This is a genomic window from Limnospira fusiformis SAG 85.79 (assembly GCF_012516315.1).
GTDB lineage: Bacteria > Cyanobacteriota > Cyanobacteriia > Cyanobacteriales > Microcoleaceae > Limnospira > Limnospira fusiformis.
This window is the reverse complement of sequence record NZ_CP051185.1, coordinates 1,236,923-1,262,789: the sequence shown is the minus strand read 5'-3', so window position 1 is coordinate 1,262,789 and position 25,867 is coordinate 1,236,923. Positions and strand designations below refer to the sequence as shown.

The window sequence follows — 25,867 nt, the reverse complement described above, 5'->3', positions numbered from 1 at the left end:
AAGGCCACCCGCTTTTTGACGATATCTCCATTATCTCAAACAATTGCCCTGTCTGGGTTTGACCTCCGTTGTCACCCTCTCAGCATCAGAACTGTAACCTCCAGGACAGGGATTTTCTCGAAATTGGCGACCACATTCACGGCACAGGTAACTCTGTTTTCCCTGACGATGACCATTTTTGACTACTTTATGGCTTTGGCAATAAGGACAATCCATCTTGATTTATTTGAGAATATCATTTTCTATTATGCAACACCCGTGTGACGGTTAGTGTTGCCACCATCGTTGGCGGCGAGACCAACGGTGAGAAGGACAATGGCGCGACCACTGCCAGACGGTGTCGCGGACCAGTGAGCGGTGCTGGAATCCCAGCCCTGCGGCGTACCGTTTGCATTGTGGTTCTGAGCTGTGCCATTGAAAGCATCCCATATAGCCAGCAGGTCGGTGTAGTGCGGATTTTCACTGGTATCGCCGAGCAAACGGTTGCTGGCGTTGCCTATGGGCGTGCTTTGAGCGAAATACGAGCCAAGACCCCCCAGCATCTTCCTCCGCCGTGGTGACGCCGGGGATGTACACCTGATTATTAGCATCTGCAAACTGAAAATGGTTGTCAACGATTGGGATGCCGACGGTCGGCAATCGCAAGTCAACGCCGTTGAGGGTAAAGCTGCGGCTGTTGACATCCTCGGTCACGTTCGATGGCGCGCCCTTGCCCATAAAGGCCGCAAGGCCGGTGTCGCCAGAGAAAGTGACCGTGTCACCAGTCTCGTGGCTGCCATTGGCGTTGCGGTCCCACACGTAAAAAACCTGCCCGCCGTTGACGATGACCGGGCGAATAAGCTGCCCGGCTGCTTCGCAATTCCAATTATATCACAAGACAGGAAAGTTAGGACGTATAATGGAGAGGACGAGATGACTAAGAAGGCCCAAAATGCCAGCCCCCTATAGTTACGACCTCAGACAAAAAGTTATTGATGCCATTGAACTAGACGGTATGCCCAAAACAGAAGCCAGTCAAGTTTTCCATGTCAGCCGGAACACCATTAATCTCTGGCTGCAAAGAAAAGCACAGACCGGAGACTTCCTCCCTAAACCTAATCACCCACCTGGCAATAACCACAAAATTACCGACTGGCAGAAATTCAAGGCTTTTGCCCAAGAGCATGGCCACAAAACCTCCGCTCAAATGGCTGAACTTTGGGATGACGACATCTCTCCTCGCACCATATCCAGAGCCTTGAAGAAAATTGGCTTCACCAGAAAAAAAACTTACGGCTACCAAGAACGTTGGAAGCAACAGCGAGAGGAGTTTATGGCTCAGATTGAACAGATGGAGCCACAAGAAGTGGTCTACCTCGATGAAGCCGGCATGAATAGTCAGGACTCGGATTACCCTTATGGTTACTGCGAGGAAGGACAACGCTTCCATGCCCTCAAATCCGGGAAGAGGCAGGGCAGGGTGAGCTATATGGCCCCATGGTGTCATCAACAACTCTTAGCCCCCTTTAGCTTTGAGGGTTGTTGTAATCGGACAGTGTTTGAGTTGTGGTTGGAGTTCATCTTAATTCCAACACTGAAGCCAGGTCAGACTCTAGTGCTAGACAATGCAACGTTTCATAAAGGGGGACGGATTCCTGAGCTAGTGGAGGCGGCTCAATGCCGTTTGCTCTATCTACCACCTTATTCGCCAGACCTCAACAAGATAGAGAAATGTTGGTCGTGGTTGAAAGCCCGCATTCGCCATTGTATTGAGCAGTTTGATTCTCTCCATGATGCCATGGATTCCGTTCTCCAAGCTGCGTCCTAACCACCTTAACTAATGCTATAATTGTAAATAGATAAGTCCTAAAGACTGCGGCCAAACCCTGCTTCAAAAGCTTTCTGGCTCTGGCCGGATGAGTGGGACTTAACGGTTGCCCCAATGTGTCAACCACAAAAACGTAATTTTGGTAATTTGGCATTTAAGCTATCTCCCAGATGGGGTAATGTTTGCCTCGGTCATGTTATATCAAGTTCGCTTAATCGGTTATAATATCAGTGACCAATGCCAAACTTGCGTTATGCCCAGACGAATTAGTATAGCTCCCCACTTAAGTACCGAAGAACTTGGCCGGGCTGATCACCAAGCCCAAGAGGGCTTGGAAAGTCGCCAATATTAAATTATTTGGTTGTTGGCTAAGGGGAAGACCACGGAGGAAGTCCAAGAAATTACGGGCTACAGTCGCATCTGGATTTATGAATTGGTAAAGAGATACAGCCTTTACACAAAACACAAAGTACGGTATAATGTATGGCTATTGTATAAGTTATCACAACCAACTACCATGAGCCGTTACTCTTTAGATTTTCGGAAAAAGATAGTAGAAGCCTATGAAAAAGGAGACACTTCTATCCGAAAAGTAGCGAAACGCTTTTTGGTGAGTCCAGACACGGTAAGGCGACTGGTCAAACAGTATCGATTAACGGGAGACTTATCTCCTCGTAAGTGTGGCACTAAAAAGAAAAGCATTTGATCTCAGCATGAGGAAGCCGTGATAGATATTGTAGGAGCCCACCCCGACCTGACCTTATGGCAATATAGTGAGAAGCTCAGAGACAAGCTGGGCATAAATGTCAGTACGACCATGATAGATAGATTTTTAAAGCAGCACGATATAAGTCTCAAAAAAAAACATACAGGAGCGAAAAAGTAGTAACTGAAGAAGTACAGAAAGCGCGAGTAGATTATTGGTAAAGAATTAGAGATGTGGCTCCTGAAAAGCTTGTGTTTATTGATGAAAGTGGGTTATGGGTAGGGATGAGCAGACCGTTAGCCAGAGCGACGAAAGGGAAAAAAGTCTATGAACTGCGGAAATCCTATCGAGGTCAAAAAATGACAATAATTGGTGCAATTAAGCTCTCCGGAGTGGTAGCGACTCAAACATTATAAGGGTCCATGAAAAAAGAGGATTTTCTCCAATTCATCAAGTTAGATTTATTGCCAAAATTAAAAAAAGGAGATGTAGTGGTAATGGATAACTGAAATTCTCATCATCGAGAAGAAGTCAAAGAAATGATAGAGTCAGTAGGAGCCAGGGTAGAATATCTGCCGGTGTATTCCCCTGAGTTTAACCCGATAGAGATGATGTGGTCACAGCTCAAAAGTTTAGTGTGCAAGTTCAGGACGGAGACCATGGAATTATTAGTGAGATTGGTAGAAGTGGCGGTAAGCCTTGTGGATTTACAGTGTTTGAATAACTGGTTTACCAAGTGTTGTTACTGTGCTTAATGATTAAGATAAAGGCTGTACAACCAATTGGGATTAAAAGGGCTGGGTGATCGCCGAAAAGGAAATCCCGGACATCCACCGTTAATTGATGATGTGACTCAAGCTCAGTTATGGCAAGCCCTGCAAGGAACAGCGCCGGATGGGGGACTGTGGAACGGTCGCCAGGTGGCAGACTGGTTGACAGGAGTAACTGGACGAAAAATTAGCCGACAAAGGGGATGGGAGATTCTGCGACAAATGACATTTCGGCTTCGTGTACCGAGACCGGCTCACATCGAAAGTGACGAAGACGAGCAGCAAGCCTGGAAAAAAAAACTGGTAACGGAGTTAGAGGGACTTCGCCGGAGATACCCTGATGCACAGGTGCAATTGTGGAGCGAAAATGAACACCGTCTGGGACTCAAACCGGTGATGCGACGTATTTATGTAGCGGAAGATTGTCAACCACTCGCCCATATTAATTGGAAATTCGAGTGGTTATGGCTATATGGTTTTGTGAGACCGGAAACGGGAGAGACTTATTGGTGGATTATACCTTACGTCAATACAACTCTATTTAGTCGAGTGTTATATCAAGTTCGCTTAATCGGTTATAATATCAGTGACCAATGCCAAACTTGCGTTATGCCCAGACGAATTAGTATAGCTCCCCACTTAAGTACCGAAGAACTTGGCCGGGCTGATCACCAAGCCCAAGAGGGCTTGGAAAGTCGCCAATATCAAATTATTTGGTTGTTGGCTAAGGGGAAGACCACGGAGGAAGTCCAAGAAATTACGGGCTACAGTCGCATCTGGATTTATGAATTGGTAAAGAGATACAACCAATTGGGATTAAAAGGGCTGGGTGCGCGCCGAAAAGGAAATCCCGGACATCCACCGTTAATTGATGATGTGACTCAAGCTCAGTTATGGCAAGCCCTGCAAGGAACAGCGCCGGATGGGGGACTGTGGAACGGTCGCCAGGTGGCAGACTGGTTGACAGGAGTAACTGGACGAAAAATTAGCCGACAAAGGGGATGGGAGATTCTGCGACAAATGACATTTCGGCTTCGTGTACCGAGACCGGCTCACATCGAAAGTGACGAAGACGAGCAGCAAGCCTGGAAAAAAAAACTGGTAACGGAGTTAGAGGGACTTCGCCGGAGATACCCTGATGCACAGGTGCAATTGTGGAGCGAAGATGAACACCGTCTGGGACTCAAACCGGTGATGCGACGTATTTATGTAGCGGAAGATTGTCAACCACTCGCCCATATTAATTGGAAATTCGAGTGGTTATGGCTATATGGTTTTGTGAGACCGGAAACGGGAGAGACTTATTGGTGGATTATACCTTACGTCAATACAACTCTATTTAGTCGAGTGTTACAGGAGTTTGCTGCCGAATTTAAATTATAGCATTAGTCAAGGTGGTTAGGACGCAGCTTTGAGAACGGAATCCATGGCATCATGGAGAGAATCAAACTGCTCACGTGCAGTGGCGAATACGGGCTTTCAGCCACGACCAACATTTCTCTATCTTGTTGAGGTCTGGCGAATAAGGCGGAAGATAGAGTAAACGGCATTGAGCTGCCTCCACCAGTTCAGCAATCCGTCCCCCTTTATGAAACGTTGCATTGTCCAATACTAGAGTCTGACCTGGCTTCAATGTTGGAATTAAGATGAACTCCAACCACAACTCAAACACTGTCCGATTACAACAACCCTCAAAGCTAAAGGGAGCTAAGAGTTGTTGATGACACCATGCGGCTATCATACTTACCCTGCCCTGCCTCTTCCCTGATTTGAGTGCATGGAAGCGTTTTCCTTCCTCGCAGTAACCATAAGGGTAATCCGAGTCCTGACTATTCATGCCGGCTTCATCGAGGTAGACCACTTCTTCCGGCTTCATCTGTTCAATCTGAGCCATAAACTCCTCTCGCTGTTGCTCATCACGTTCTTGGTAGCCGTAAGTTTTTTTTTCTGGTGAAGCCAATTTTCTTCAAGGCTCTGGATATGGTGCGAGGAGAGATGTCGTCATCCCAAAGTTCAGCCATTTGAGCTGCTGTTTTGTCGCCATGCTCTTGGGCAAAAGCCTTGAATTTTTGCCAGTCGGTAATTTTGTGGTTATTGCCAGGTCGGTGATGAGGTTTAGGGAGGAAGTCTCCGGTCTGTGCTTTTCTTTGCAGCCAGAGATTAATGGTGTTCCTGCTGACATGGAAAACTTGACTGGCTTCTGTTTTGGGCATACCGTCTAGTTCAATGGCATCAATAACTTTTTGTCTGAGGTCGTAACTATAGGGGGCTGGCATTTTTGGTCTTCTTAGTCATCTCGTCCTCTCCATTATACGTCCTAAGTGTTCTGTCTTGTGCTATAGGTCCAAATCAACACATTATGTTAGTGGTTGATCAAGCCGGATGGCATATCAGTAAGAATCTGAAAGTACCCGAAGGACTGCATTTAATGTTTCTACCGTCCCATTCCCCGGAACTACAACCAGCAGAAAGACTGTGGCCTCTGGTAGATGAACCCATTGCCAATCGTTCATTTGAGAATCTTGATCAGCTAGAGGAACTCTTGTGTGCTCGCTGCCGAAGTTTGTGGAAACAGCGCGAATTAATTCGAGGCTTGACCAGTTTTCATTGGTGGCCTCAAACCGAGACTTTACTATAATTGATTATCCGGACTTGATATTACAGGAGTTTGCTGCCGAATTTAAATTAGGTCCAAATCAACACATTATGTTAGTGGTTGATCAAGCCGGATGGCATATCAGTAAGAATCTGAAAGTACCCGAAGGACTGCATTTAATGTTTCTACCGTCCCATTCCCCGGAACTACAACCAGCAGAAAGACTGTGGCCTCTGGTAGATGAACCCATTGCCAATCGTTCATTTGAGAATCTTGATCAGCTAGAGGAACTCTTGTGTGCTCGCTGCCGAAGTTTGTGGAAACAGCGCGAATTAATTCGAGGCTTGACCAGTTTTCATTGGTGGCCTCAAACCGAGACTTTACTATAATTGATTATCCGGACTTGATATTAAAGGGGCTTTTTACGTCTAGCTCACTCGAGATTGCCAATCCACTCATCTCGTTCCTTAAAGATAGACGACAGAGCCACAGGCTGGCGTTCACCTGTGGGTGTCATCACCCCCTTAACGTAGGTCTAATCCTGGACCTGCATCTTACATCTCCTTTGAGGAGTAATTTCCGGCTCCTGCCAGAAATTACCGGATTTTATGCAAGAGACACTTCTACACCACCAGCAATTCTCATTATGGAAATTTTGCCCCAGCTTATTGAGAATCATCTCAAGAGCTATTCTTGAAAGCCCCATTCTTTCGTTCAAGATTGGGCATCATCGGGCATTTTGGACAGGATGCGGGTCAAAATGAGAATTGCTGTCTACACCACCCCAGACATTGATTTTCCGTCAAATATGCTGTAAAATCTAGCAGGCTATGTGTTGAGCTTCTGCCTCTAACAAACTCAACAATCTTTGGTCGCCTCGTTCCCGGGCTGCTTTCTGTCTCCGTTCCAGAAGACGGCACAAATTAGCCGAATGTACTTTAGCTAATTCTTCAGGAGCGATCGCACAGGTATCCCCACTCGTCGCCGGGGGTGGCTCAGGTTTAGCATCACTTGTCGCTACAGCCACCATCATAGTGTTTTGGTCTCTAGGTTCACCCACAGAGTAGGAAACAGCCCTATATTTCAGGTTTCCGTGGGGTTGGGGGACAGGAATATGGCGAGGGTAATGGAAATGGCAATCTTGGCCCCTATATTTTCCACAAACCTCTGATTCTACCACATCCATTGGTTGAAATTCATGGTTATAGTTAACGCCACGATAGGCTAGTTTCATATCTGTTTCTCCGAAAGGGTAATTTTTAAAGTCTACTTGGTTATTCTGTATTCATTGTTACATTTTTTCCGGGTGATCCCCAATATTTTACAAAACTTTACATCTTTCCCATAACAGTCCCAGCAACCATTCTACCTAGGCCACTCACTGAACCTTCCCCCCGGCTACCCCACACAACCTGATTCCGCCCCGATTATGTAAATTTTTGTTACAAAAGTTAAGAAATATTACAAAAAATTTTTTGAGGGGGTGGGTTGCATTAGGGGTTCACCCGTGCTATTATTTTGTTATGGTCGAAAGGGAAGTCGCCTTCCCCAACTCCAATTCAAAACCGTGCTTGATACTTTCACATCACACGGCTCCTGATGTGGACACCCTATTGTCAATAGGAACAGGGTTACAACCCCCTGCTTTGTGACTTCAACTTTGGGAGCTATATACAACACGTAGTCTCATGGATTTCTCCATTACTCTCGCTTTCGTCATAACACTCCTACTTATCGCAGTCTCTATATCCACACCGTGACTAGTGGGCATATCCCAACCATTACAGTTAGGCATTGGCTTTCAGTCACATCCTTTCCCCTTAAAGGGTTAGGGGTCGAGAGTGAAGTCACCTTCACCCTCTCCCATTCAGAACCGTGCTTGATAGTTTCCCATCACACGGCTCCTGGTGTGGATACCCTATTTGTCAAAGGAGCAGAATCAAGAGACCTGCTTTCTACTTCGATGTTCAGAGCTATATGCACCACGTAGTCTTTAAACTCGTCCTCGCCATTATACTCTTACTGACCGCAGTATCTATATCCACACCGTGACCTGTGGGCATATCCCAACCATGACAATTGGGCTTTAGCTTCTGGTCACATCCTTCACCCTCTAAGCATGCGCTTACATTTTTCACTACTGCCTTGTGAATAGCATTACTCACTGGTTTATAGGCAGAGCATTAGAGGGGTTACAACGTTCCGATTATATGGGCATTCCATCGTTAGATTTGTCCTCTCCGCCGGGGTACTTTTAAAGGTCTGTATAGGTAGTCGGACGAACCCCCTACTTTTCCCCTTGCCCTTTTGAGCGCAGCGTGTCAACCTATTTCGCTGCTAGTGTATTACGATGGTTCAAGTCGGACATTCGGTCTTCCTAATCATAGATGGTTGGCAGTGGTCGCGTCTTGGTAGTAGGTTCTACCTCACGCCTTCCGTTCCCCGCTTCAATCCTGGAGTTATGATTTCCAAAACTGGGGGTGGCTATCGCCGTTACTCTCTACTCCCTGATTTCTCAGTTCGTTTATGACCTTGAGTTCCCTGCCTTGCTTAGTTCCCTAAGCGTCGGGACATATAACCAGTTATGAGGATGGTCAGGAGAGGTCTCCTTATATCCAGATTCGGAGCTGGAATCCTCACCGGGTAGTTATTTCGGGCATTTCAGCCCTATTTCATACCCGAACGTCTCGCACCATACGCTTACACTTTTCACTACTCAATAGACACAACACTACTGAGAGCCTAACAGGGGTTTAAACGTTCCGTTTATATGGGCATTCCATCTTTAGATTTGTTCTATCCACCGGGGTACTTAAAAAGGTCTGTGTAGGTAGTAAATACAAACTCCTACTTTTCCCCTTACCCTTTTGGGCGCAGCGTATCAAACCTATTTCGCTGCTTATTTATAACGATGGTTCAAGCCGAACATTCGGTTTCCCTAATCATGGATGGTTGGCAGTGGTCGCATCTGGTAGTAGGTTCTACTTCACGCCTTCCGTTCCCCGCTTCAATCCTGGGTTTGTGATTCCCAAAACTGGGGGTGGCTATCGCCTTTACTCTTTCCCATAATCGCCCCAAGTGGATTTTACTCCTCCTAAGTTCACCTGGACGGTAAATTTGGCGATTTCTTAAAATGGGATTGACCTTGAGTTTCCTGCCTTGCTCGTTTTCAGCCCGAGCGTTGGAACATATAAACAGTTAAGGGGTAACTGGGTTGAATCAGTTTATTCCCCTCTAGGAGGTTATTTCGAGCATTGCAGCCCTATTTCACTCCTAAACGTCTCGCACATATAATTGAAATATTTGCTATTATTTAAAAATTAGATAAACTTTAATTATAAAACTGTTAAATTAAACGATACCATTAATTCTTGGCAGTTGTCAACCCCCGGCGGCAATTTGGCCGAACATTTTTGTAAAATTGACGAAAACATCAACTGTGTCCCCAAACATAAAGCTATAATGGTGGTAGACGGGTCAAAATGGGTCTGGGAATGTCAAAGTACCATCGAGATTAATCTTAGACCCCCATAAAAGGCGACAATCAAACCCTATAGAAACGAGATATAACTAAAGCTCATTTCCAAGGAAAGTCGAATTATGAATAACCACAGTATCAATGGTAAATCCCATTTTCCTAGTTTAGTGCAGACTATACCTATTACAGTAGGTTTACTGGTGGTAAGTGCCGCATTCTATCCCCAAGGGTTGGCTACAGCACAAGAACAACCAGGCTGTTTTGCTCGGACAAGATCAGGTCGGTTGATTAATCTGAATCAAATTTGTAATTTTCCCGAAGTTGTGACCCCCCCCAGTGGTACTGCTGTCCTTCCCGGTGCAGCCGCCGGAGTTTACCAAGCACCCATTATTCGGCGACACCAAGGCATCCCAGTCGTATTGGCTACTTTTAATGATAGCCAACCGTTTCCAATGATGATTGATACGGGGGCCAGTGGAACTGTCATCACGCCGCTGATGGCGGAGGTATTGGGTGTGGTTCGGACGGGGCGAGGTTTGGCGAATACCCCCAGCGAGCAAAATGTTGAATTTGACCTGGGTGAAATTATCTCTATTGAAGTTGGCGGCGCAATGGCTAGTAATTTGACAGTGGCGATCGCACCTGCTTTAGAAGTAGGATTGTTAGGGCAGGACTTTTTTGGTCAGTATGATGTGACTATTAGAGAAGATGTGATCGAGTTTCGGACGAGGGGATAATCCCTAAGCTGCCATTCCCACCCCCCCACCTACACCTACAGATTTTTTAGTGGGTAATAAAGAGCGATCGCACGATTTAAACCTAGTTGAACACATCGACTATCTTTAGATGCGGTTCATGTCCTGGCTGTTACATCCGGGAAATCTCGCTAAACATTACCCTCACCCTAAATCAGAATCCCTGGGGGGGAGAGACCAGCGACAGGTAAGCCATGATTACTGCAAGGACGGCTATACCGAAATGACTCAAAAAATCCCTGAGCAAGTCGGCGATAAAATGACCGCAGAAATTCCTTTCCGGCGTTTTGGTGAACCATTAGATATCGCCGGGACTGTGGCTTTTTGAATGTCTCCTTTTCCTAGTCGTTATGTCAACACAAAGGTATTGCGCCGTCGTGGGATTTATATCAAGTCCGGATAATCAATTATAGTAAAGTCTCGGTTTGAGGCCACCAATGAAAACTGGTCAAGCCTCGAATTAATTCGCGCTGTTTCCACAAACTTCGGCAGCGAGCACACAAGAGTTCCTCTAGCTGATCAAGATTCTCAAATGAACGATTGGCAATGGGTTCATCTACCAGAGGCCACAGTCTTTCTGCTGGTTGTAGTTCCGGGGAATGGGACGGTAGAAACATTAAATGCAGTCCTTCGGGTACTTTCAGATTCTTACTGATATGCCATCCGGCTTGATCAACCACTAACATAATGTGTTGATTTGGACCTAATTTAAATTCGGCAGCAAACTCCTGTAACACTCGACTAAATAGAGTTGTATTGACGTAAGGTATAATCCACCAATAAGTCTCTCCCGTTTCCGGTCTCACAAAACCATATAGCCATAACCACTCGAATTTCCAATTAATATGGGCGAGTGGTTGACAATCTTCCGCTACATAAATACGTCGCATCACCGGTTTGAGTCCCAGACGGTGTTCATCTTCGCTCCACAATTGCACCTGTGCATCAGGGTATCTCCGGCGAAGTCCCTCTAACTCCGTTACCAGTTTTTTTTTCCAGGCTTGCTGCTCGTCTTCGTCACTTTCGATGTGAGCCGGTCTCGGTACACGAAGCCGAAATGTCATTTGTCGCAGAATCTCCCATCCCCTTTGTCGGCTAATTTTTCGTCCAGTTACTCCTGTCAACCAGTCTGCCACCTGGCGACCGTTCCACAGTCCCCCATCCGGCGCTGTTCCTTGCAGGGCTTGCCATAACTGAGCTTGAGTCACATCATCAATTAACGGTGGATGTCCGGGATTTCCTTTTCGGCGCGCACCCAGCCCTTTTAATCCCAATTGGTTGTATCTCTTTACCAATTCATAAATCCAGATGCGACTGTAGCCCGTAATTTCTTGGACTTCCTCCGTGGTCTTCCCCTTAGCCAACAACCAAATAATTTGATATTGGCGACTTTCCAAGCCCTCTTGGGCTTGGTGATCAGCCCGGCCAAGTTCTTCGGTACTTAAGTGGGGAGCTATACTAATTCGTCTGGGCATAACGCAAGTTTGGCATTGGTCACTGATATTATAACCGATTAAGCGAACTTGATATTACTGGTTATTTCATTCCTTACCTACTGCTAAATTAGGGCGTGTTTATTAGTAAGATTTCCGTTTTTAACCTACATTCCGCAGGTTGACAGGGAATAAAAGATATGGTGCTAGTCTAGGCTAGAAAGGGTTCCTTCGAGCGGTAGGCTCTGGCGATGCAGATTAAAAATTTAGACCATCTGGGTTTAGTGGCTGGAGTGATTGACGAACTTGGCCTGGTCGAGTTGACGGATAAGCGGATTGAACCTCATAGCTTGGAGCATGTGAGTGCCGGACAAGTGGTTAAAGCCATGATTTTGAACGCCCTAGGCTTTCTCAGTGCACCGTTGTATTTATTCAGCGAGTTTTTTGAGAGTAAAGCGGTGTCTCATCTGCTCGGGGAAGGGGTAGAGGCTCGTCACTTGAATGACGACCGCTTAGGTCGAGTGTTGGATGAACTCTACGCAGAAGGGACGACATCATTTTTTCTCCAGGTGGCGCTCCAGGCTGTGGAACGATTTGGAATTGATATTCAACAGCGTCATCTCGATGCCACCTCGATCTCAGTAGAAGGGAAGTATCAGCGGTGCTCGAAGGGGAAATCCGAGGTAGGACTTGAGTCAGCTCCCCCGGTGAGACATCAGCAGAACCCAGCCCAATTCGGCTGTGTCGAGGCTATTCCGAGACCATCGTCCAGATTTGAAACAGTTTTTGATGACTCTAGTCTGTGCCGCCGACGGTGGCGTGCCGCTATGGTTGCAGTGCCAGTGGCAATGAACAGGACACTCAGCAGTTTGCAGAGGTGCTCAAGGCGTTTGGTGACCAATGGACTAGCGACGGTATCGTTGTGATGGATGCCGCCTTTTACACAGCAGCCAATCTCGCAGCAGATGGAGACCACGGGGTGGCTATCACGGGTCGCTGACCCTAAAAGCGGCTCAAGAGCTGGTGCACAGCGATGTCACCCGACTGACTGAAGTCCCCTGCAACTCCAAGGATTACCGGATGTGGGAGATTGAGCAGACCTATGCCGGAGTGCGCCAGCGCTGACGCCTCGTCGAAAGCCAAACCCGCAAAGCCAATGCCGACCTCTGGCAACCCGAATTAGAGAAGCTCGAACACCGCCTCAACCGCCAATTGAAAAAGCTGACCCAGCGGGTCTTTGCTTGCAAACCCGATGCCCTCGAGGCCTTGATGCAGTTTCAAGATGGACTCGAGGTGCATCAGCTCACTCAGGTCTCCCTGGAGACGGTGCGGGCCAAGCGACCCCCGGTCGTCCCGCCAAATCCGCCGAACCCACCCCAGTTCAGGGCTATCGGCTCCAGGCCACGTTACAGCAGACCGCCACGGCGGAAGACCGCTTTAGCCGTCAGCGTAGTCGCTTTATTCTAGCCACCAATCAACTGGAGCAATCCCTCTGGCCGGCTCAGACCTGCTTGAGCGAATATAAAGGGCAACAGACCGTCGAGAGAGGCTTTCGCTTCCTCAAAGACCCCCTCTTCTTTGCCAGTAGCGTCTTTGTCAAAAAGCCGCAGCGGGTCGAGGCCTTAGCTCTCATCATGGCCCTAACCCTTATGGTGTATACCCTCGCCGAACGCCAACTGCGACAGGCGCTAGATACTCAGAAGCAAACGGTGCGCGACCAACGCCAACAACCCACCGCTAAACCGACCTTTCGCTGGATTATGCAGAAGTTTCAAGGAATCCACTGGGTTAATCTCGATGGGCAAAGGCAGATTAGCAATCTCAATGATGAACGGCGATTGATTATTCACCTCTTCGGTCCACCCGTTGAGCGCTATTACTACGCATCCGGTTAATTACCTATCAACCTGCGGAATGTAGGTTTTTAAAAACCTCCACTATCACCCCCCTTACATTACGGAAAATAGTTAAGTTTTACTAATCATTCCGTGGAAATGGTTTTAATTTTCCCAAGTATGTTAAGAATTCATACATTTTTATTGATAATTTCTCGTAAACACTTGACGAGATTATAGGGGTTCTGCTTTCATCATATAAATCGCACCCAAGGGCTTGCTATGTCTACACGCAAAAAAGTTGGCTGTAACCCCTATTTTATGGCAGTTAAAAATATTCTCTGGTCAAGTTTTTAATCTCACGAATCACGAGTTTTTCGCCTTTGGCCACTGCTCGAACTTGCCACCCCTTGACAAAATAACTTTTTTATGCTGACGGGGTGATTAAGTCTTTCCACCCCTCAGAGGAGTTAAAAGAGTTGTGGGGGGAGTCCGGGGAGGGTCAAGAAAAATGGGGTTATTGACCGCGACGTTCCTTTTCTCGGCGGCGGCGATCGCGCCAATCAGCAAAAGTCAAATAGGCGACACCACCGGTTACCAGAAGCAACAGAGCGATCGCCATGAGAAACAGAATATTAACCGTAGTAAACTCCATGAGTGCTGTATCTTCCCCTAAATGGCTGGCAGTTCATCCAAAATGGTAAACCGAACATGGTTAATCGCCAAATTCCCTAGAGAGACTTTTTCCTTATCGACAGGAAGCCCCTGGTTAGTCAGGCGTTGAAACTTCAGCCCCTTACCTATTTCTATATGATACCAAGCCAAGCCCATAAAAAACCGTAAAGGATAAGGTCCACTACCACCAGTATCATCAGGGTTAGACTCCATAGGAACCCAGCCAAAGCCAGGAATATAGAACTCCAGCCAAACATGATTATACTCTGGTTCTAGGGGAACGCCCCGGCGATCAGCAAAAGCCGGACATTTGTAGCGTCCCACCGTCCGACAGGGTATTTCATTTAGCCGTCCCAAAGCCAGCAATACCCCCACATACTCACCGCAGGACCCTATCCCCCGGTCTAGTACCACGTCTGGGGTTTCAATTTTAGCGGTAAGGCTGTAGTCAAGGCGATCGTAAACATAATTCCGAACACTTAATAATTTCCGCAGAATATTAGTTTCTGTCCCCACGGCTTCTTCAGCGGCTTGACGGACTATGGATGATTCCATAGCGAGGTTATCATTATCTACTAGATATTTATCCTTAAATTCCTGAGTTAATGGCTGGATTTTTTCCACATCTAAAGGATGGATTTGATATTTAATTCCTCGGACTTCTAATAATGCTTTCCAGCCAAAGATACGTCTTTCGGCGGAGTTGAGGGGTTTAAACTTAAAAACGGCTACCCTTTCTCCGGCTTCTATTTCCTCGGTGAAGGGAGTCCCAATATAGGAAATTTCCCGAACTTTTTGGCGATCAGTCTCGGAGGGTAGGGCGATACGCCATTCTACATCTTCTAGGTAAATCTCTTCTAAAGGTTCGATTTCCTCTACATAGGACATCTCAATCAGATATCCGTTAGATGTGGCATATCTTTGGGACTCATTGTAGTGAAAATAGAGGGGATGAATAAAAGTGCGATCGCGTTTAGCTAGTTGATATTGTTCATAGGAGTTAGGGTCATCTCGGATAAATAATTCATCTCCCGCATAGGCGACATATAGCACTTCTTCTCCGGTTTCCGGGTCAGTATAGAACCCCAAACCCGTGGGATACTCAAAGGGAGTTAACACATTAAACTTAGTTTCCCCGGTACCACGTTCGAGACAATAAACGGTTTGTTCGAGGCGATCGCATACCCACAATTCCTCATCTCGCACCGTCAAATTTTCGACCCCAATTCCGGGAGCATAAAACCGGGTAATTTCCCGACCGCTAATGAGACTATAAACAAAAATGCACCCCCCCTGTTGAGAACTAATATAAAGGGTAGAGTTCCAAACGGCAATCCCATCAAGATTATAGGGGAGAGTTACCAAAGGTTCCGGTTTCAGACTAGCGATATTCTCACCGACCAAAGCCTCTCGACAAACATAAACCGTATTGTAGCGAGTAAACCATAAATCATTAGACCACACCGCCAAACCCGTTACATCAGCAAACTCAGAAGTCTGATAAGGATTCACCACCGTAGCATTATCAGTTTCCGGGTCTATCCTCAACAAGAACCCCCGCAAGGAATCGATCGCCAAACAATTTTTGCCAACAAAAGTGATACCATAGAGCGAGGAAACCCCCATGGGTCTGATAGTTCTGTGCCGATAATTGCTAGTTGTTCCAACATTCGTTAAATTGAGATTCATGCTAACTTTGACACTCCCACTTTCCAAATACAACAATTTTTGACAGTCAATTACGGAAACATTGGATACAATTTAGCTATCTTGATAACCTGTATGTTAACGAGTTTTTGAGTTGAATCCTATGGTTAAGACAACCCCTACTATTTTGTGGACAACTCTGTTGGGTGCGCTGTGTACCCAAACCATTGTCTGGGGTAGCCTAGTGCGACCAGCGATCGCCTACCCATCCAACGGAGATGTAATCATTCAAAATCAACCATCTCCATGGTTAATAGCCTTCGACCCACCCCAGCGGGGAGTTCCCGGAAGACGGTACGGGGGAGGAACCAGAGGGGAGGTATGTGCTGACTATGCAAGCCTCATCAGTCTAATTCCCGTTTCCACGATGGGTTTGACCGCCCATGAGAAACCCCAATTGTTCTTTTATCTCCCGGTAGCTAGTCGGGATACCCCCATTAAGTTACTTGTGACTAAGTTACCAGATTCAGAGTCTCCCGAAACAGAAGAAATAGTGATTTATAGGACCGAATTTCAACTGGATATGGAAAATCCTGGCATTGTGGGCATAGATCTGGCGGATCTCGATGGCTTTCCGGGTTTGGAAGTGAACCAATATTATCACTGGTACCTGACAATTTTATGTGATCCAGTCAATCAATCGGTGAACCCAATTGTGGATGGTTGGATCAAAAGGATCGACTTAGACTCTGATCAAATTCAGACATTAGAAGGACTCAATGGGAGCGATCGCCTAAAATTTTATACAGAAAAGACCCTTTGGTATGATATGGTCGCCGCCTTTTCGGAATTACTTTCAGATAATCGAAGAGATACTGAGGTCCAGCAGGCTTGGCTAGAATTGTTAAGATCGGAGAATCTCGAGCAAGCAGGTCGTAACCAGGTGCGTCTGTATGAACAACCTTTTATTCCGGGTAGTGGCGGGTTACGCAATCAACTCCGTTCTGACTAAGTATCCCCACCAACCCCCCCGTCAATCAAGTAAGCGAGAAATTAACCTGCTGGTAGTGCCACTAGCTGGGGCTACACTTGAAGCCCCCCCCATAACCCCTATGAGTTTACATATTCGATTGATAGGTTGTCAAATGACTACCGTTGGGTTGATTCTGTTTTCCCCCCTCGTTTCAGCCCAGGCTTTATTTTCCCCTAACTGTAATTCCGCAGAGTGTTTAGGACTTTCTCAAAGTTTCCCCCTACCACCCCAAAGCGACCCTAACCGCGATCGCTTTTTACAACCCCTCCCGTCACCCCCCCAAATACCACCCAACGGGGAACCGGAAATAGAAACACCACCCCCCTCGTCCCCGCCAATTCCCGGTGATGATACTCCCTTCCCCATTAGTGAAATTCAAATAATTGGCAGTAGTATTCTATCGACTGAGGAAATTAATGCGATCGCCTCTACCGTATCAAACCAGACCATCACCCTCAACCAACTGCAAAATATAGCCGATCAGATTACAGAAATCTATCTGAGACGGGGTTATATGACTTCCCGGGCTGTGGTTCCCCAACAGACTATCACAGATGGGGTCGTGGAAATTCTGGTCATAGAGGGAAGTTTAGAAAAAATCGAGGTCGAAGGAACCCGCCGCCTTAATCCTAACTACATTATCAGTCGGGTGAATTTGGGCGCAAAAACTCCCCTAAATACCCTACAACTGGAAAATCAACTGCGACTATTGCGACTTAATCCCCTATTTGACTCTGTAGAGGCTAGTCTGCGTCCAGGAGGTGGCGAGGGACAGAGTATTTTAGTGGTCCGAGTCACAGAAGCTAATCCCATACAGCTTAGTTTTAGCTTAGATAACTATTCCCCCCCCAGTATTGGTAGCCAACGTTTGGGGGTTAATTTTAGTCACCTGAACCTCACGGGAAGGGGTGATTTCCTCTTGGTTTCCTATAAAACTACTCGCCTAATTACTGGGGGGGAGTCGGATATCTTAGATTTTATCTACTCTATCCCGGTTAATGCCATGGATGGTACGATTCAACTGCGGATTCCTCCTTATCGCAATCGGGTGATTACCGAAGAGTTTGCAGACCTCAATATTCAGGGGAACTCTCAGCTTTACGAAATTAGCTATCGTCAGCCTTTGGTGAGGACTCCCTGGGAGGAGTTCGCTTTATCTGCGGGGTTGAGTTATCAGGAAAGTCAAACTTTGGTGGATAATCAGGGGTTGCGCTTTGGCTTTGGTCCAGATGATGATGGTGTGACCCGTCTGGTGGTTCTCAAGTTGGGACAAGACTATATCCGACGCGATCGCCTGGGAGTTTGGGCTTTGCGATCGCAGTTTAGTTTAGGCTTGGGGATATTAAATGCTACTAATACCAAATTTCTGCCCAATAGCGATTTTGTCAGTTGGCTAGGACAGATACAACGGCTACAGCGTATCGGTGACAATCACCTTTTGATTCTTCAGGGAGATCTACAGTTAGCCGCTAACCCCCTATTTCCCTCTCAACAGTTTGTTATCGGTGGCGCGCAGTCTTTGCGTGGCTACCGTCAGAATGTCCGCGCCGGGGATAATGGCTTTCGATTCTCTATTGAGGACAGAATTACCCTTAAACGCGATCGCTTGAATTTACCTACTTTACAGTTAGCACCTTTTCTCGATATGGGCCAGGTTTGGAATCATCCCAACAACCCTAATAGTTTACCCAGTCAGACCTTTTTGGTGGGAGGGGGTCTGGGGTTACTATGGGAACCTATCCCTCATCTGAATATCCGTTTAGATTATGGTTTCCCCCTCATACAACTTCGCGATCGTGGCGACAATCTTCAGGATCATGGCATCTACTTCAATCTAGTTTATACCCTTAACTAGGTAATCCTTACCTATGTCCCCTCAACCCTGATTATTCTCCCCTCTGACCCAACCGAAAAAATTAATAACTTTTTACAAATGCTACCCGCTGATTTATGTCTACCCTCACTCAACCATCATCATTGCCGGGTAATGGTGGGTCAGAAGTCAATTATCCCGGTTTCCCATCATCATTGCGGGGTAATGGTGGGTCAGAAGTCAATTATCCCGTTTCCCATCATCATTGCGGGGTAATGGTGGGTCAGAAGTCAATTATCCCGTTTCCCATCATCATTGCGGGGTAATGGTGGGTCAGAAGTCAATTATCCCGTTTTCCCATCATCATTGCGGGGTAATGGTGGGTCAGAAGTCAATTATCCCGTTTCCCATCATAACTATCCCTATATGACGCACCCTACTAATTTGTTTATTGTAACTCTTTTTATATAAAAAAGGCATAAATTTTGATAAAAGTTCATAAATAGACTTGAGCTTTGATGAGAAACGATAAAAAATTCATATATAACTCATAGACTGCCATACTCTGTTTTTCGAGCATAAATGAATTGATAGCCTCTTTCCATTTGGGGAAAATTCATCAATAATGGCAATCAAGAGGGACAGCGATGTGATCGGGTGAGACAAAAACCGTACTACCTGAAATAGCGATCGCCACCCCGACAAAACCAAAGATAAAAAACTTGGGATGCTGAGTTAGTCCCAACTACTCAGCCCCATTATGGAAAAACCACGCCGCAGGAGAAAAAATCGTGAAACTCGCAGTATATGGGAAAGGTGGAATTGGCAAATCAACAACCAGTTGCAATATTTCCGTGGCCCTAGCCAAACGGGGTAAAAAAGTCCTGCAAATTGGCTGCGATCCCAAACACGACAGCACATTTACCCTCACAGGGTTCCTAATTCCTACCATTATTGATACCTTGCAGGAAAAAGACTATCACTATGAGGATGTATGGCCCGAAGATGTCATCTATAAAGGCTATGGCGGCGTTGATTGTGTAGAAGCAGGTGGTCCCCCGGCTGGTGCTGGCTGTGGTGGCTATGTAGTGGGAGAAACCGTTAAACTTCTCAAAGAACTAAATGCCTTTGATGAATACGATGTCATCCTGTTTGATGTTCTTGGGGACGTGGTTTGTGGTGGTTTCGCCGCCCCCCTAAATTATGCTGACTATTGCATGATTGTCACCGACAATGGCTTTGATGCCTTATTTGCGGCTAATCGCATCTCCGCTTCTGTGCGGGAAAAATCTCGGACTCACCCCCTACGGTTAGCCGGTTTGATCGGAAACCGGACTTCTAAGCGGGATCTGATTGATAAATATGTTGAGTCGGTCCCTATGCCAGTTTTGGAGGTATTGCCGCTAATTGAAGATATCCGGGTATCTCGGGTTAAGGGGAAAACCCTGTTTGAGATGGCGGAAACTGACCCATCCCTAAGTTATGTCTGCGATTACTATCTGAATATTGCTGATCAAATCTTGTCTCAGCCGGAGGGTGTAGTTCCCAAAGATGCGCCAGATCGGGAATTGTTCTCTCTTCTGTCTGATTTTTACCTCAATCCAACCAAGCCTTCTGTTCAAACTCAGGAAGATGAGCTAGACCTGATGATGGTTTAATAAGTCTAGCTACTCAGGATAAGGAATAAGAGGTTATGGCTTTCTTCCAGGAGTTTACTACTGCCCTGAAACAAAAATGGTTAGACTACTATCAGGCTAATCGTGAATGGTTGGTTTTACAAATGGACATCAGTTCCATTCCCACCCCGGATGGAGGTAGAAGGCCATCCTCAGCCCTAATCTTGGGGACTATCAACGCCTTGGACCCAGAAGCGGCTCTGTTGATGTTCCCCTTTTCCAAACTTAATCCAGATCCAGAAAAGTTGATTGAGGTTCTGGGTTTACATTTTGACCCAGATCATGAGCTGGTTAGGATTTCTGATTCACCTGATCAGCCTCCGGTGTCTCAAGAACCTGTAAAGGCTGCGCCGGGAGACCATCCTCCCCAAGTTATAACACCTGAACCAGAGCCAGAGGAAGAATTAGTTAGCGATGGCTTAGATGATGCTCAGCAAAAATTAGACCTCCTTGATGGTGCTACCGATGACTTAGCCAGCGACGACATGGATTTAGGTCTCGGTGATGATGCTACCGATGACTTAGCTACCGATGACATGGATTTAGGTCTCGGTGATGATGCTACCGATGACTTAGCCACCGATGACATGGATTTAGGTCTCGGTGATGCTGGGGATGACTTAGCCACCGATGACATGGATTTAGGTCTCGGTGATGCTGGGGATGACTTAGCCACCGATGACATGGATTTAGGTCTCGGTGATGATGCTACCGATGACTTAGCCACCGATGACATGGATTTAGGTCTCGGTGATGCTGGGGATGACTTAGCCACCGATGACATGGATTTAGGTCTCGGTGATGCTGGGGATGACTTAGCCACCGATGACATGGATTTAGGTCTCGGTGATGATGCTACCGATGACTTAGCCACCGATGACATGGATTTAGGTCTCGGTGATGCTGGGGATGACTTAGCCACCGATGACATGGATTTAGGTCTCGGTGATGCTGGGGATGACTTAGCCACCGATGACATGGATTTAGGTCTCGGTGATGCTGGGGATGACTTAGCCACCGATGACATGGATTTAGGTTTAGACCTAGATGATGCTGGGGATGACTTAGCCACCGATGACATGGATTTAGGTTTAGACCTAGATGATGCTGGGGATGACTTAGCCACCGATGACATGGATTTAGGTTTAGACCTAGATGATGCTGGGGATGATCTAGCTACGGATGATTTAGATTTAGAGGAAAGTAATCCATTTAAAGATGATTCCTCAGATGATATCGGAGAGCTAGATCTTAGCCTAGATGGAGATGATGATTTAGGAGACTTTGGTAGTTCCTCTGATGATGATTTAGATATAGGAGACTTGAATGATGACGACAGCGATTTAGGCGATTTAGGAGACTTAGGAGACTTAGGAGATTTAGAGGAAATCAGTTTAGAAGAGCTAGGAGAGGTAACGACTGGAGATACAGATAAGTTTGATTTAGATCTGGACAGCCTGACCGAATCAAATGATGATGATATCTCAATATCAGACTTTAAATAAGTCAATCATTCCTTAACATCTAACAGGCTGGTGTACTCATTATGATTTTGGAAGTTAGTAGCCAAAGTCAACAGTTGATTATGTCTAAATTTCTGCCAGGTTGTCATCTCATAAATGGCTGGGTGTCAACAGCTTAAAAAATGACACGAAAACTGGCTTAATTATAAGGAGAAATATATGACTGTTGCTCAACCTGAAGCACTTAACTTTGAATGTGAAACTGGTAATTATCACACCTTTTGTCCGATTAGTTGTGTGGCATGGTTGTACCAGAAAATTGAGGATAGTTTCTTTTTAGTAATTGGTACAAAAACCTGCGGCTATTTCTTGCAAAATGCGATGGGGGTGATGATTTTTGCAGAACCTCGTTATGCAATGGCTGAGTTAGAAGAAGGGGATATTTCGGCTCAACTTAATGATTATGATGAATTAAAGCGACTGTGTTTGCAAATTAAACGCGATCGCAATCCTAGTGTAATTGTATGGATTGGAACCTGTACGACTGAAATCATTAAAATGGATTTGGAGGGGTTGGCTCCGAAATTAGAGGGTGAAATTGGGATTCCTATTGTGGTGGCGAGAGCCAATGGTTTAGATTATGCTTTTACCCAGGGAGAAGATACGGTTCTAGCCGCGATGGCTAATCGCTGTCCGAAAGAACCTGAAAAAGATGCGACTACGGGGACTTCAGGCGATCGCAATGCGATTCAGAAATTACTGAGTTTTGGCAAAAAAAATGAGGATGTGACTAAGGAAGAGTCAGAATATGTAGACCATCCCCCCTTAGTGTTATTTGGTTCTCTCCCCGACCCGGTAGTAACTAATCTCAGTTTGGAGTTGAAAAAACAGGGGATTAAGGTATCTGGATGGCTTCCCGCGAAGCGTTATACGGAACTTCCGGTTTTAGAAGAAGGTTATTATGTATCGGGAGTGAATCCGTTTCTCTCGCGTACCGCAACTACTTTAATGCGTCGTCGTAAGTGTAAATTGATTGGCGCACCGTTCCCCATTGGACCTGATGGAACACGAGCTTGGATTGAAAAAATTTGCTCTGTATTCGGTATTGAACCCCAGGGATTAGATGAACGAGAAGCTCAAATTTGGGCGAATTTAGAGGATTATCTTGAGTTGATCCGGGGTAAGTCGGTGTTCTTTATGGGGGATAATTTGTTAGAAATTTCCCTAGCACGTTTCCTGATTCGCTGTGGGATGACTTGCTCGGAAATTGGCATTCCTTATATGGATAAGCGCTATCAAAAGGCGGAGTTAGACCTACTGGAAAAAACCTGTCAGGAAATGGGGGTTCCGGCTCCGAAAATTATGGAAAAGCCGGATAATTATAATCAGATTCAACGGATTTATGAACTTCAGCCAGATCTGGTAATTACGGGTATGGCTCATGCGAATCCTTTGGAGGCGCGCGGTATTAATACTAAGTGGTCGGTTGAGTTTACTTTTGCTCAAATTCATGGGTTTACTAATGCTCGTGATATTCTGGAGTTGGTGACTCGTCCCCTCCGTCGTAACAATAACCTGAAAGATTTGGGTTGGAGTAATTTGGTTAAGGAAGCTAAGGTCTAATCAATTACTTGTGTGGGAAAGGAGAGCGATCGCTTTTGGTCGCTCTCTTGGCGTGGGATGAGGATTTTTGAGAAATTATCCAGCAGATATTGGCTATGAAAACTATTGTTAATTATCATGTGATTGACCCTAAGAATATTGGGGATTTGTTCTCGTCCCCAGTCAATTACTTTGAGTTTCCGGGTTATGAGGTTATTAAGCGAGATATTCGGACTCTGGATAATTCCCCAGCACCAGAAGACCCGGAAAGTTTGTTAAATCATCATGCGATCGTTGGTGGTGGTGGGTTAATGTTTGACCGCTTTTTGCACAATTTCCAACGTTTACAAGCTGGTAAAAATGGTAATAGTTTGATTTTATGGGGAGCCGGACAGCAGGTTTATAAAATTAAAAATTCTGGTGATAATTCCTCATCTTATCATGGTAGTGATTTTGACTATAAGCCTTATTTAAAAGATTTTAATCTCATGGGAATTAGAGACTATAACCAAGGCTATGATTGGGTTCCCTGTGTGAGCTGCATGGATAAAGTTTTTGATAAGGACTACTCGATACAACATGATTTTGTAGTATTTTCGCACAAAAAGTTTCAAATTAAAATTGATTCATTTCCTCGGATGACTAATGAAGATAAGAACTTTGAGGAAATTATTAGTTTTTTGGCTTCAGGGGAAACTATTTTAACCAGTTCTTTCCACGGAGCCTATTGGGGAACACTGCTAGGACGTAAGGTTTTAGCGTTCCCATTTACCAGTAAATTTTTGACCCTAAAACACCCAGTTGCTATGTATCCAGGGATTCATTGGAAGCAACCAAAACGGGAGATTCAAATCTTGGGAAAAACTCTATATCAGCGATTTGATGAAAGTAAATTTTTGTGCGGTACGGATAATTGGCGATCGCATCTTAAAAACTGCCAATCTTATCCCGAAAGTTTGCCAGAATGTCGCGATCGCAATAATTGGTTTGATCAGCAAGTCATGAATCACCTAAGTACAGTATAATCTAAATTCATGCAATTTTCCCCTTTTGCCCAAAGTTATGCACTCCGACTACCTAAAACGAATCCTCACCGCCCGGGTCTATGATGTCGCCCAGGAAACCCCCCTAGAATTAGCCCCCAGACTATCCGAAAGGTTAAATAATCAAGTCCTCCTCAAGCGAGAAGATATGCAGTCTGTGTTCTCATTTAAACTGCGGGGAGCCTATAATAAAATAGCCCAATTAACCCCGGAAAGCCTCGCCCAGGGAGTAATCGCCGCCTCAGCGGGAAATCACGCCCAGGGGGTAGCTTTGGGAGCCAGTCGCCTAGGAAGTAGGGCAATTATTGTGATGCCAACTACTACCCCAGATGTGAAAGTACAGGCGGTTAAAGCTAGAGGCGGGGAGGTAGTTTTATATGGAGAAACCTTTGATGATGCCTATGCTTACGCGCGCCAATTAGAAGTCGAAAAAAACCTAACTTTTATTCATCCCTTCGATGACCCAGACGTGATTGCTGGACAGGGAACTATTGCTATGGAAATATTAAGGCAATATCAACAGCCTATTGATGCTATTTTTGTGGCTATAGGAGGCGGCGGTTTGATTTCTGGTATTGCTGCTTATGTGAAACGACTGCGACCAGAAATTAAAATTATTGGGGTGGAACCTGTTGACGCTGATGCTATGTCTCAATCTTTGAAAGCTGGACATAGGGTGAAATTATCCGAGGTGGGATTATTTGCTGATGGGGTGGCGGTGCGACAGGTGGGAGAAGAAACTTTTCGCCTCTGTCAAACTTATGTAGATGATATTATTTTAGTGGGAACTGATGATATTTGTGCGGCGATTAAGGATGTGTTTGAGGATACTAGATCAATTTTAGAACCGGCTGGTGCATTAGCGATCGCTGGCATGAAAGCCTATGTCGAACGGGAACAGATGCACAATCGTACATTAATTGCTGTAGCCTGTGGCGCAAATATGAACTTTGACCGTCTGCAATTTGTGGCAGAAAGGGCCGAATTGGGAGAACGGCGCGAGGCGATTTTTGCCGTCACAATTCCTGAACAACCGGGAAGTTTACGCAAGTTTTGTAACTGCTTAGGAAAACGTAATCTCACTGAATTTAACTATCGCATTGCCGACGAAAAAGAAGCCCATATTTTTGTCGGTGTTCAAATTAAAAACCGGGAAGATGCCCAAAAGTTAACGGAAACCTTTGCAGAACATGATTTAATCGCCATGGATTTAACAGATGATGAATTAACTAAAATGCACTTGCGCCACATGGTAGGCGGTCGTTCTCCTCTGGCTCATGATGAGTTATTATATCGTTTCGAGTTTCCCGAACGTCCAGGCGCATTAATGAAGTTTGTCGAGTCTATGAGTCACACTTGGAATATTAGTTTATTCCACTATCGCAACAATGGTTCAGACTACGGCCGTATTGTGGTCGGAATGCAAGTTCCCCCCCAGGAAATGCAGAAATGGCAAGATTTTTTAGACACCCTCGGATATCGCTATTGGGATGAAAATCAAAATCCTGCCTATAAGCTATTTTTGGGTTAAGGAT

The 25,867-nt window shown here is 45.7% G+C and carries 18 protein-coding genes and 9 pseudogenes; 19 read left to right on the top strand and 8 right to left on the bottom strand.

All coding sequences use genetic code 11. The features are described 5' to 3' along the window. Window positions 1–60: 60 nt before the first annotated feature. Together HFV01_RS06190 and HFV01_RS06185 are read right to left on the bottom strand one after the other, a co-directional pair. Window positions 61–216: pseudogene (locus HFV01_RS06190) on the bottom strand (IS1/IS1595 family N-terminal zinc-binding domain-containing protein); the annotation flags it as partial. 243 nt (window positions 217–459) lie between these two features. After that, window positions 460–798 (bottom strand): hypothetical protein, encoded by a 339-nt coding sequence (locus tag HFV01_RS06185; protein ID WP_162198543.1) that lies wholly within the window; start codon window positions 796–798, stop codon window positions 460–462. Between the two features lie 133 nt (window positions 799–931). On the opposite strand from HFV01_RS06185, the gene HFV01_RS06180 reads away from it, so the two are divergent. Further along, window positions 932–1,807 carry an IS630 family transposase gene (locus HFV01_RS06180; protein ID WP_006668381.1) on the top strand — a complete coding sequence of 292 codons (876 nt, stop codon included), beginning with the start codon at window positions 932–934 and terminating at the stop codon, window positions 1,805–1,807. Here HFV01_RS06180 and HFV01_RS30225 read toward each other — a convergent pair. Next, window positions 1,695–1,961: an RRXRR domain-containing protein gene (locus HFV01_RS30225; RefSeq protein ID WP_006668380.1), complete on the bottom strand. Its 267-nt coding sequence runs from the start codon at window positions 1,959–1,961 to the stop codon at window positions 1,695–1,697. The genes HFV01_RS06180 and HFV01_RS30225 overlap by 113 nt on opposite strands. A 99-nt stretch (window positions 1,962–2,060) precedes the next feature. Between HFV01_RS30225 and HFV01_RS06170 the strand changes: the two are divergent. The 4 pseudogenes from HFV01_RS06170 to HFV01_RS31960 form a co-directional block, all read left to right on the top strand. Next, window positions 2,061–2,258, top strand: a pseudogene (locus HFV01_RS06170) (helix-turn-helix domain-containing protein); the annotation flags it as partial. Between the two features lie 66 nt (window positions 2,259–2,324). After that, window positions 2,325–3,268: pseudogene (locus HFV01_RS06165) on the top strand (IS630 family transposase). A gap of 18 nt (window positions 3,269–3,286) precedes the next feature. Next, window positions 3,287–3,844: pseudogene (locus HFV01_RS31965) on the top strand (IS630 family transposase); the annotation flags it as partial. Window positions 3,845–3,892: 48 nt separating this feature from the next. Continuing rightward, window positions 3,893–4,663 (top strand): annotated as a pseudogene (locus tag HFV01_RS31960) (IS630-like element ISAtsp4 family transposase); the annotation flags it as partial. 18 nt (window positions 4,664–4,681) lie between these two features. On the opposite strand, the pseudogene HFV01_RS06155 reads toward HFV01_RS31960, so the two are convergent. Beyond that, window positions 4,682–5,559: pseudogene (locus tag HFV01_RS06155) on the bottom strand (IS630-like element ISAtsp1 family transposase). 62 nt (window positions 5,560–5,621) lie between these two features. On the opposite strand from HFV01_RS06155, the pseudogene HFV01_RS06150 reads away from it, so the two are divergent. Together HFV01_RS06150 and HFV01_RS06145 are read left to right on the top strand one after the other, a co-directional pair. Then, window positions 5,622–5,921 (top strand): annotated as a pseudogene (locus tag HFV01_RS06150) (transposase); the annotation flags it as partial. Between the two features lie 17 nt (window positions 5,922–5,938). Further along, a pseudogene (locus tag HFV01_RS06145) lies at window positions 5,939–6,268 on the top strand (transposase); the annotation flags it as partial. A 431-nt stretch (window positions 6,269–6,699) separates the two neighbouring features. On the opposite strand, the gene HFV01_RS06140 reads toward HFV01_RS06145, so the two are convergent. Continuing rightward, the gene (locus tag HFV01_RS06140; protein ID WP_006616915.1) at window positions 6,700–7,113 is read right to left on the bottom strand and encodes a DUF4278 domain-containing protein; all 414 of its coding nucleotides are present in this window, start codon (window positions 7,111–7,113) and stop codon (window positions 6,700–6,702) included. A 1,116-nt stretch (window positions 7,114–8,229) separates the two neighbouring features. On the opposite strand from HFV01_RS06140, the gene HFV01_RS06135 reads away from it, so the two are divergent. The 3 genes from HFV01_RS06135 (at window position 8,230) to HFV01_RS06120 (ending at window position 10,440) form a co-directional block, all read left to right on the top strand. After that, window positions 8,230–8,409 carry a hypothetical protein gene (locus HFV01_RS06135; RefSeq protein ID WP_008050473.1) on the top strand — a complete coding sequence of 60 codons (180 nt, stop codon included), beginning with the start codon at window positions 8,230–8,232 and terminating at the stop codon, window positions 8,407–8,409. 1,070 nt (window positions 8,410–9,479) lie between these two features. After that, window positions 9,480–10,094 (top strand): retropepsin-like aspartic protease family protein, encoded by a 615-nt coding sequence (locus HFV01_RS06125; RefSeq protein ID WP_006624200.1) that lies wholly within the window; start codon window positions 9,480–9,482, stop codon window positions 10,092–10,094. 118 nt (window positions 10,095–10,212) lie between these two features. Further along, window positions 10,213–10,440 (top strand): short-chain dehydrogenase/reductase SDR, encoded by a 228-nt coding sequence (locus tag HFV01_RS06120; protein WP_228116374.1) that lies wholly within the window; start codon window positions 10,213–10,215, stop codon window positions 10,438–10,440. Window positions 10,441–10,519: 79 nt separating this feature from the next. Here the strand turns inward: HFV01_RS06120 and HFV01_RS06115 are convergent, their stop codons facing one another. After that, window positions 10,520–11,587, bottom strand: coding sequence for an IS630-like element ISAtsp4 family transposase (locus HFV01_RS06115; protein WP_006668373.1), 1,068 nt, complete (start codon window positions 11,585–11,587; stop codon window positions 10,520–10,522). A gap of 209 nt (window positions 11,588–11,796) precedes the next feature. Between HFV01_RS06115 and HFV01_RS31955 the strand changes: the two are divergent. After that, window positions 11,797–13,440: pseudogene (locus tag HFV01_RS31955) on the top strand (IS1634-like element ISAtsp2 family transposase). Between the two features lie 457 nt (window positions 13,441–13,897). On the opposite strand, the gene HFV01_RS06105 reads toward HFV01_RS31955, so the two are convergent. Both HFV01_RS06105 and HFV01_RS06100 read right to left on the bottom strand, forming a co-directional pair. After that, complete coding sequence (locus HFV01_RS06105; RefSeq protein ID WP_006624191.1) at window positions 13,898–14,035, bottom strand: hypothetical protein; 138 nt, start codon at window positions 14,033–14,035, stop codon at window positions 13,898–13,900. Window positions 14,036–14,052: 17 nt separating this feature from the next. Then, window positions 14,053–15,744 carry a transglutaminase-like domain-containing protein gene (locus HFV01_RS06100; RefSeq protein ID WP_035759293.1) on the bottom strand — a complete coding sequence of 564 codons (1,692 nt, stop codon included), beginning with the start codon at window positions 15,742–15,744 and terminating at the stop codon, window positions 14,053–14,055. A 121-nt stretch (window positions 15,745–15,865) separates the two neighbouring features. On the opposite strand from HFV01_RS06100, the gene HFV01_RS06095 reads away from it, so the two are divergent. From HFV01_RS06095 to ilvA, 8 genes are all read left to right on the top strand, one after another. Continuing rightward, window positions 15,866–16,714, top strand: a complete 849-nt coding sequence (locus HFV01_RS06095) for a DUF928 domain-containing protein (RefSeq protein WP_006668371.1) — start codon at window positions 15,866–15,868, stop codon at window positions 16,712–16,714. A gap of 100 nt (window positions 16,715–16,814) precedes the next feature. After that, the gene (locus HFV01_RS06090) at window positions 16,815–18,590 is read left to right on the top strand and encodes a ShlB/FhaC/HecB family hemolysin secretion/activation protein (RefSeq protein ID WP_006624182.1); all 1,776 of its coding nucleotides are present in this window, start codon (window positions 16,815–16,817) and stop codon (window positions 18,588–18,590) included. Window positions 18,591–18,685: 95 nt separating this feature from the next. Then, window positions 18,686–18,874, top strand: a complete 189-nt coding sequence (locus tag HFV01_RS06085; RefSeq protein WP_193520911.1) for a hypothetical protein — start codon at window positions 18,686–18,688, stop codon at window positions 18,872–18,874. 465 nt (window positions 18,875–19,339) lie between these two features. Then, window positions 19,340–20,206, top strand: coding sequence for a ferredoxin:protochlorophyllide reductase (ATP-dependent) iron-sulfur ATP-binding protein (gene bchL / locus HFV01_RS06080; RefSeq protein ID WP_006624178.1), 867 nt, complete (start codon window positions 19,340–19,342; stop codon window positions 20,204–20,206). Window positions 20,207–20,241: 35 nt separating this feature from the next. Beyond that, window positions 20,242–21,729 (top strand): DUF5331 domain-containing protein, encoded by a 1,488-nt coding sequence (locus HFV01_RS06075; protein ID WP_108614762.1) that lies wholly within the window; start codon window positions 20,242–20,244, stop codon window positions 21,727–21,729. A 177-nt stretch (window positions 21,730–21,906) separates the two neighbouring features. Further along, a complete protein-coding gene (locus tag HFV01_RS06070) occupies window positions 21,907–23,310 on the top strand; it encodes a ferredoxin:protochlorophyllide reductase (ATP-dependent) subunit N (RefSeq protein ID WP_006624176.1) in 1,404 nt (467 codons plus the stop codon). A gap of 95 nt (window positions 23,311–23,405) precedes the next feature. After that, a complete protein-coding gene (locus HFV01_RS06065; protein ID WP_006624175.1) occupies window positions 23,406–24,314 on the top strand; it encodes a polysaccharide pyruvyl transferase family protein in 909 nt (302 codons plus the stop codon). A gap of 37 nt (window positions 24,315–24,351) precedes the next feature. Continuing rightward, a complete protein-coding gene (gene ilvA, locus HFV01_RS06060) occupies window positions 24,352–25,863 on the top strand; it encodes a threonine ammonia-lyase, biosynthetic (protein WP_006668368.1) in 1,512 nt (503 codons plus the stop codon). Window positions 25,864–25,867 lie beyond the last annotated feature (4 nt).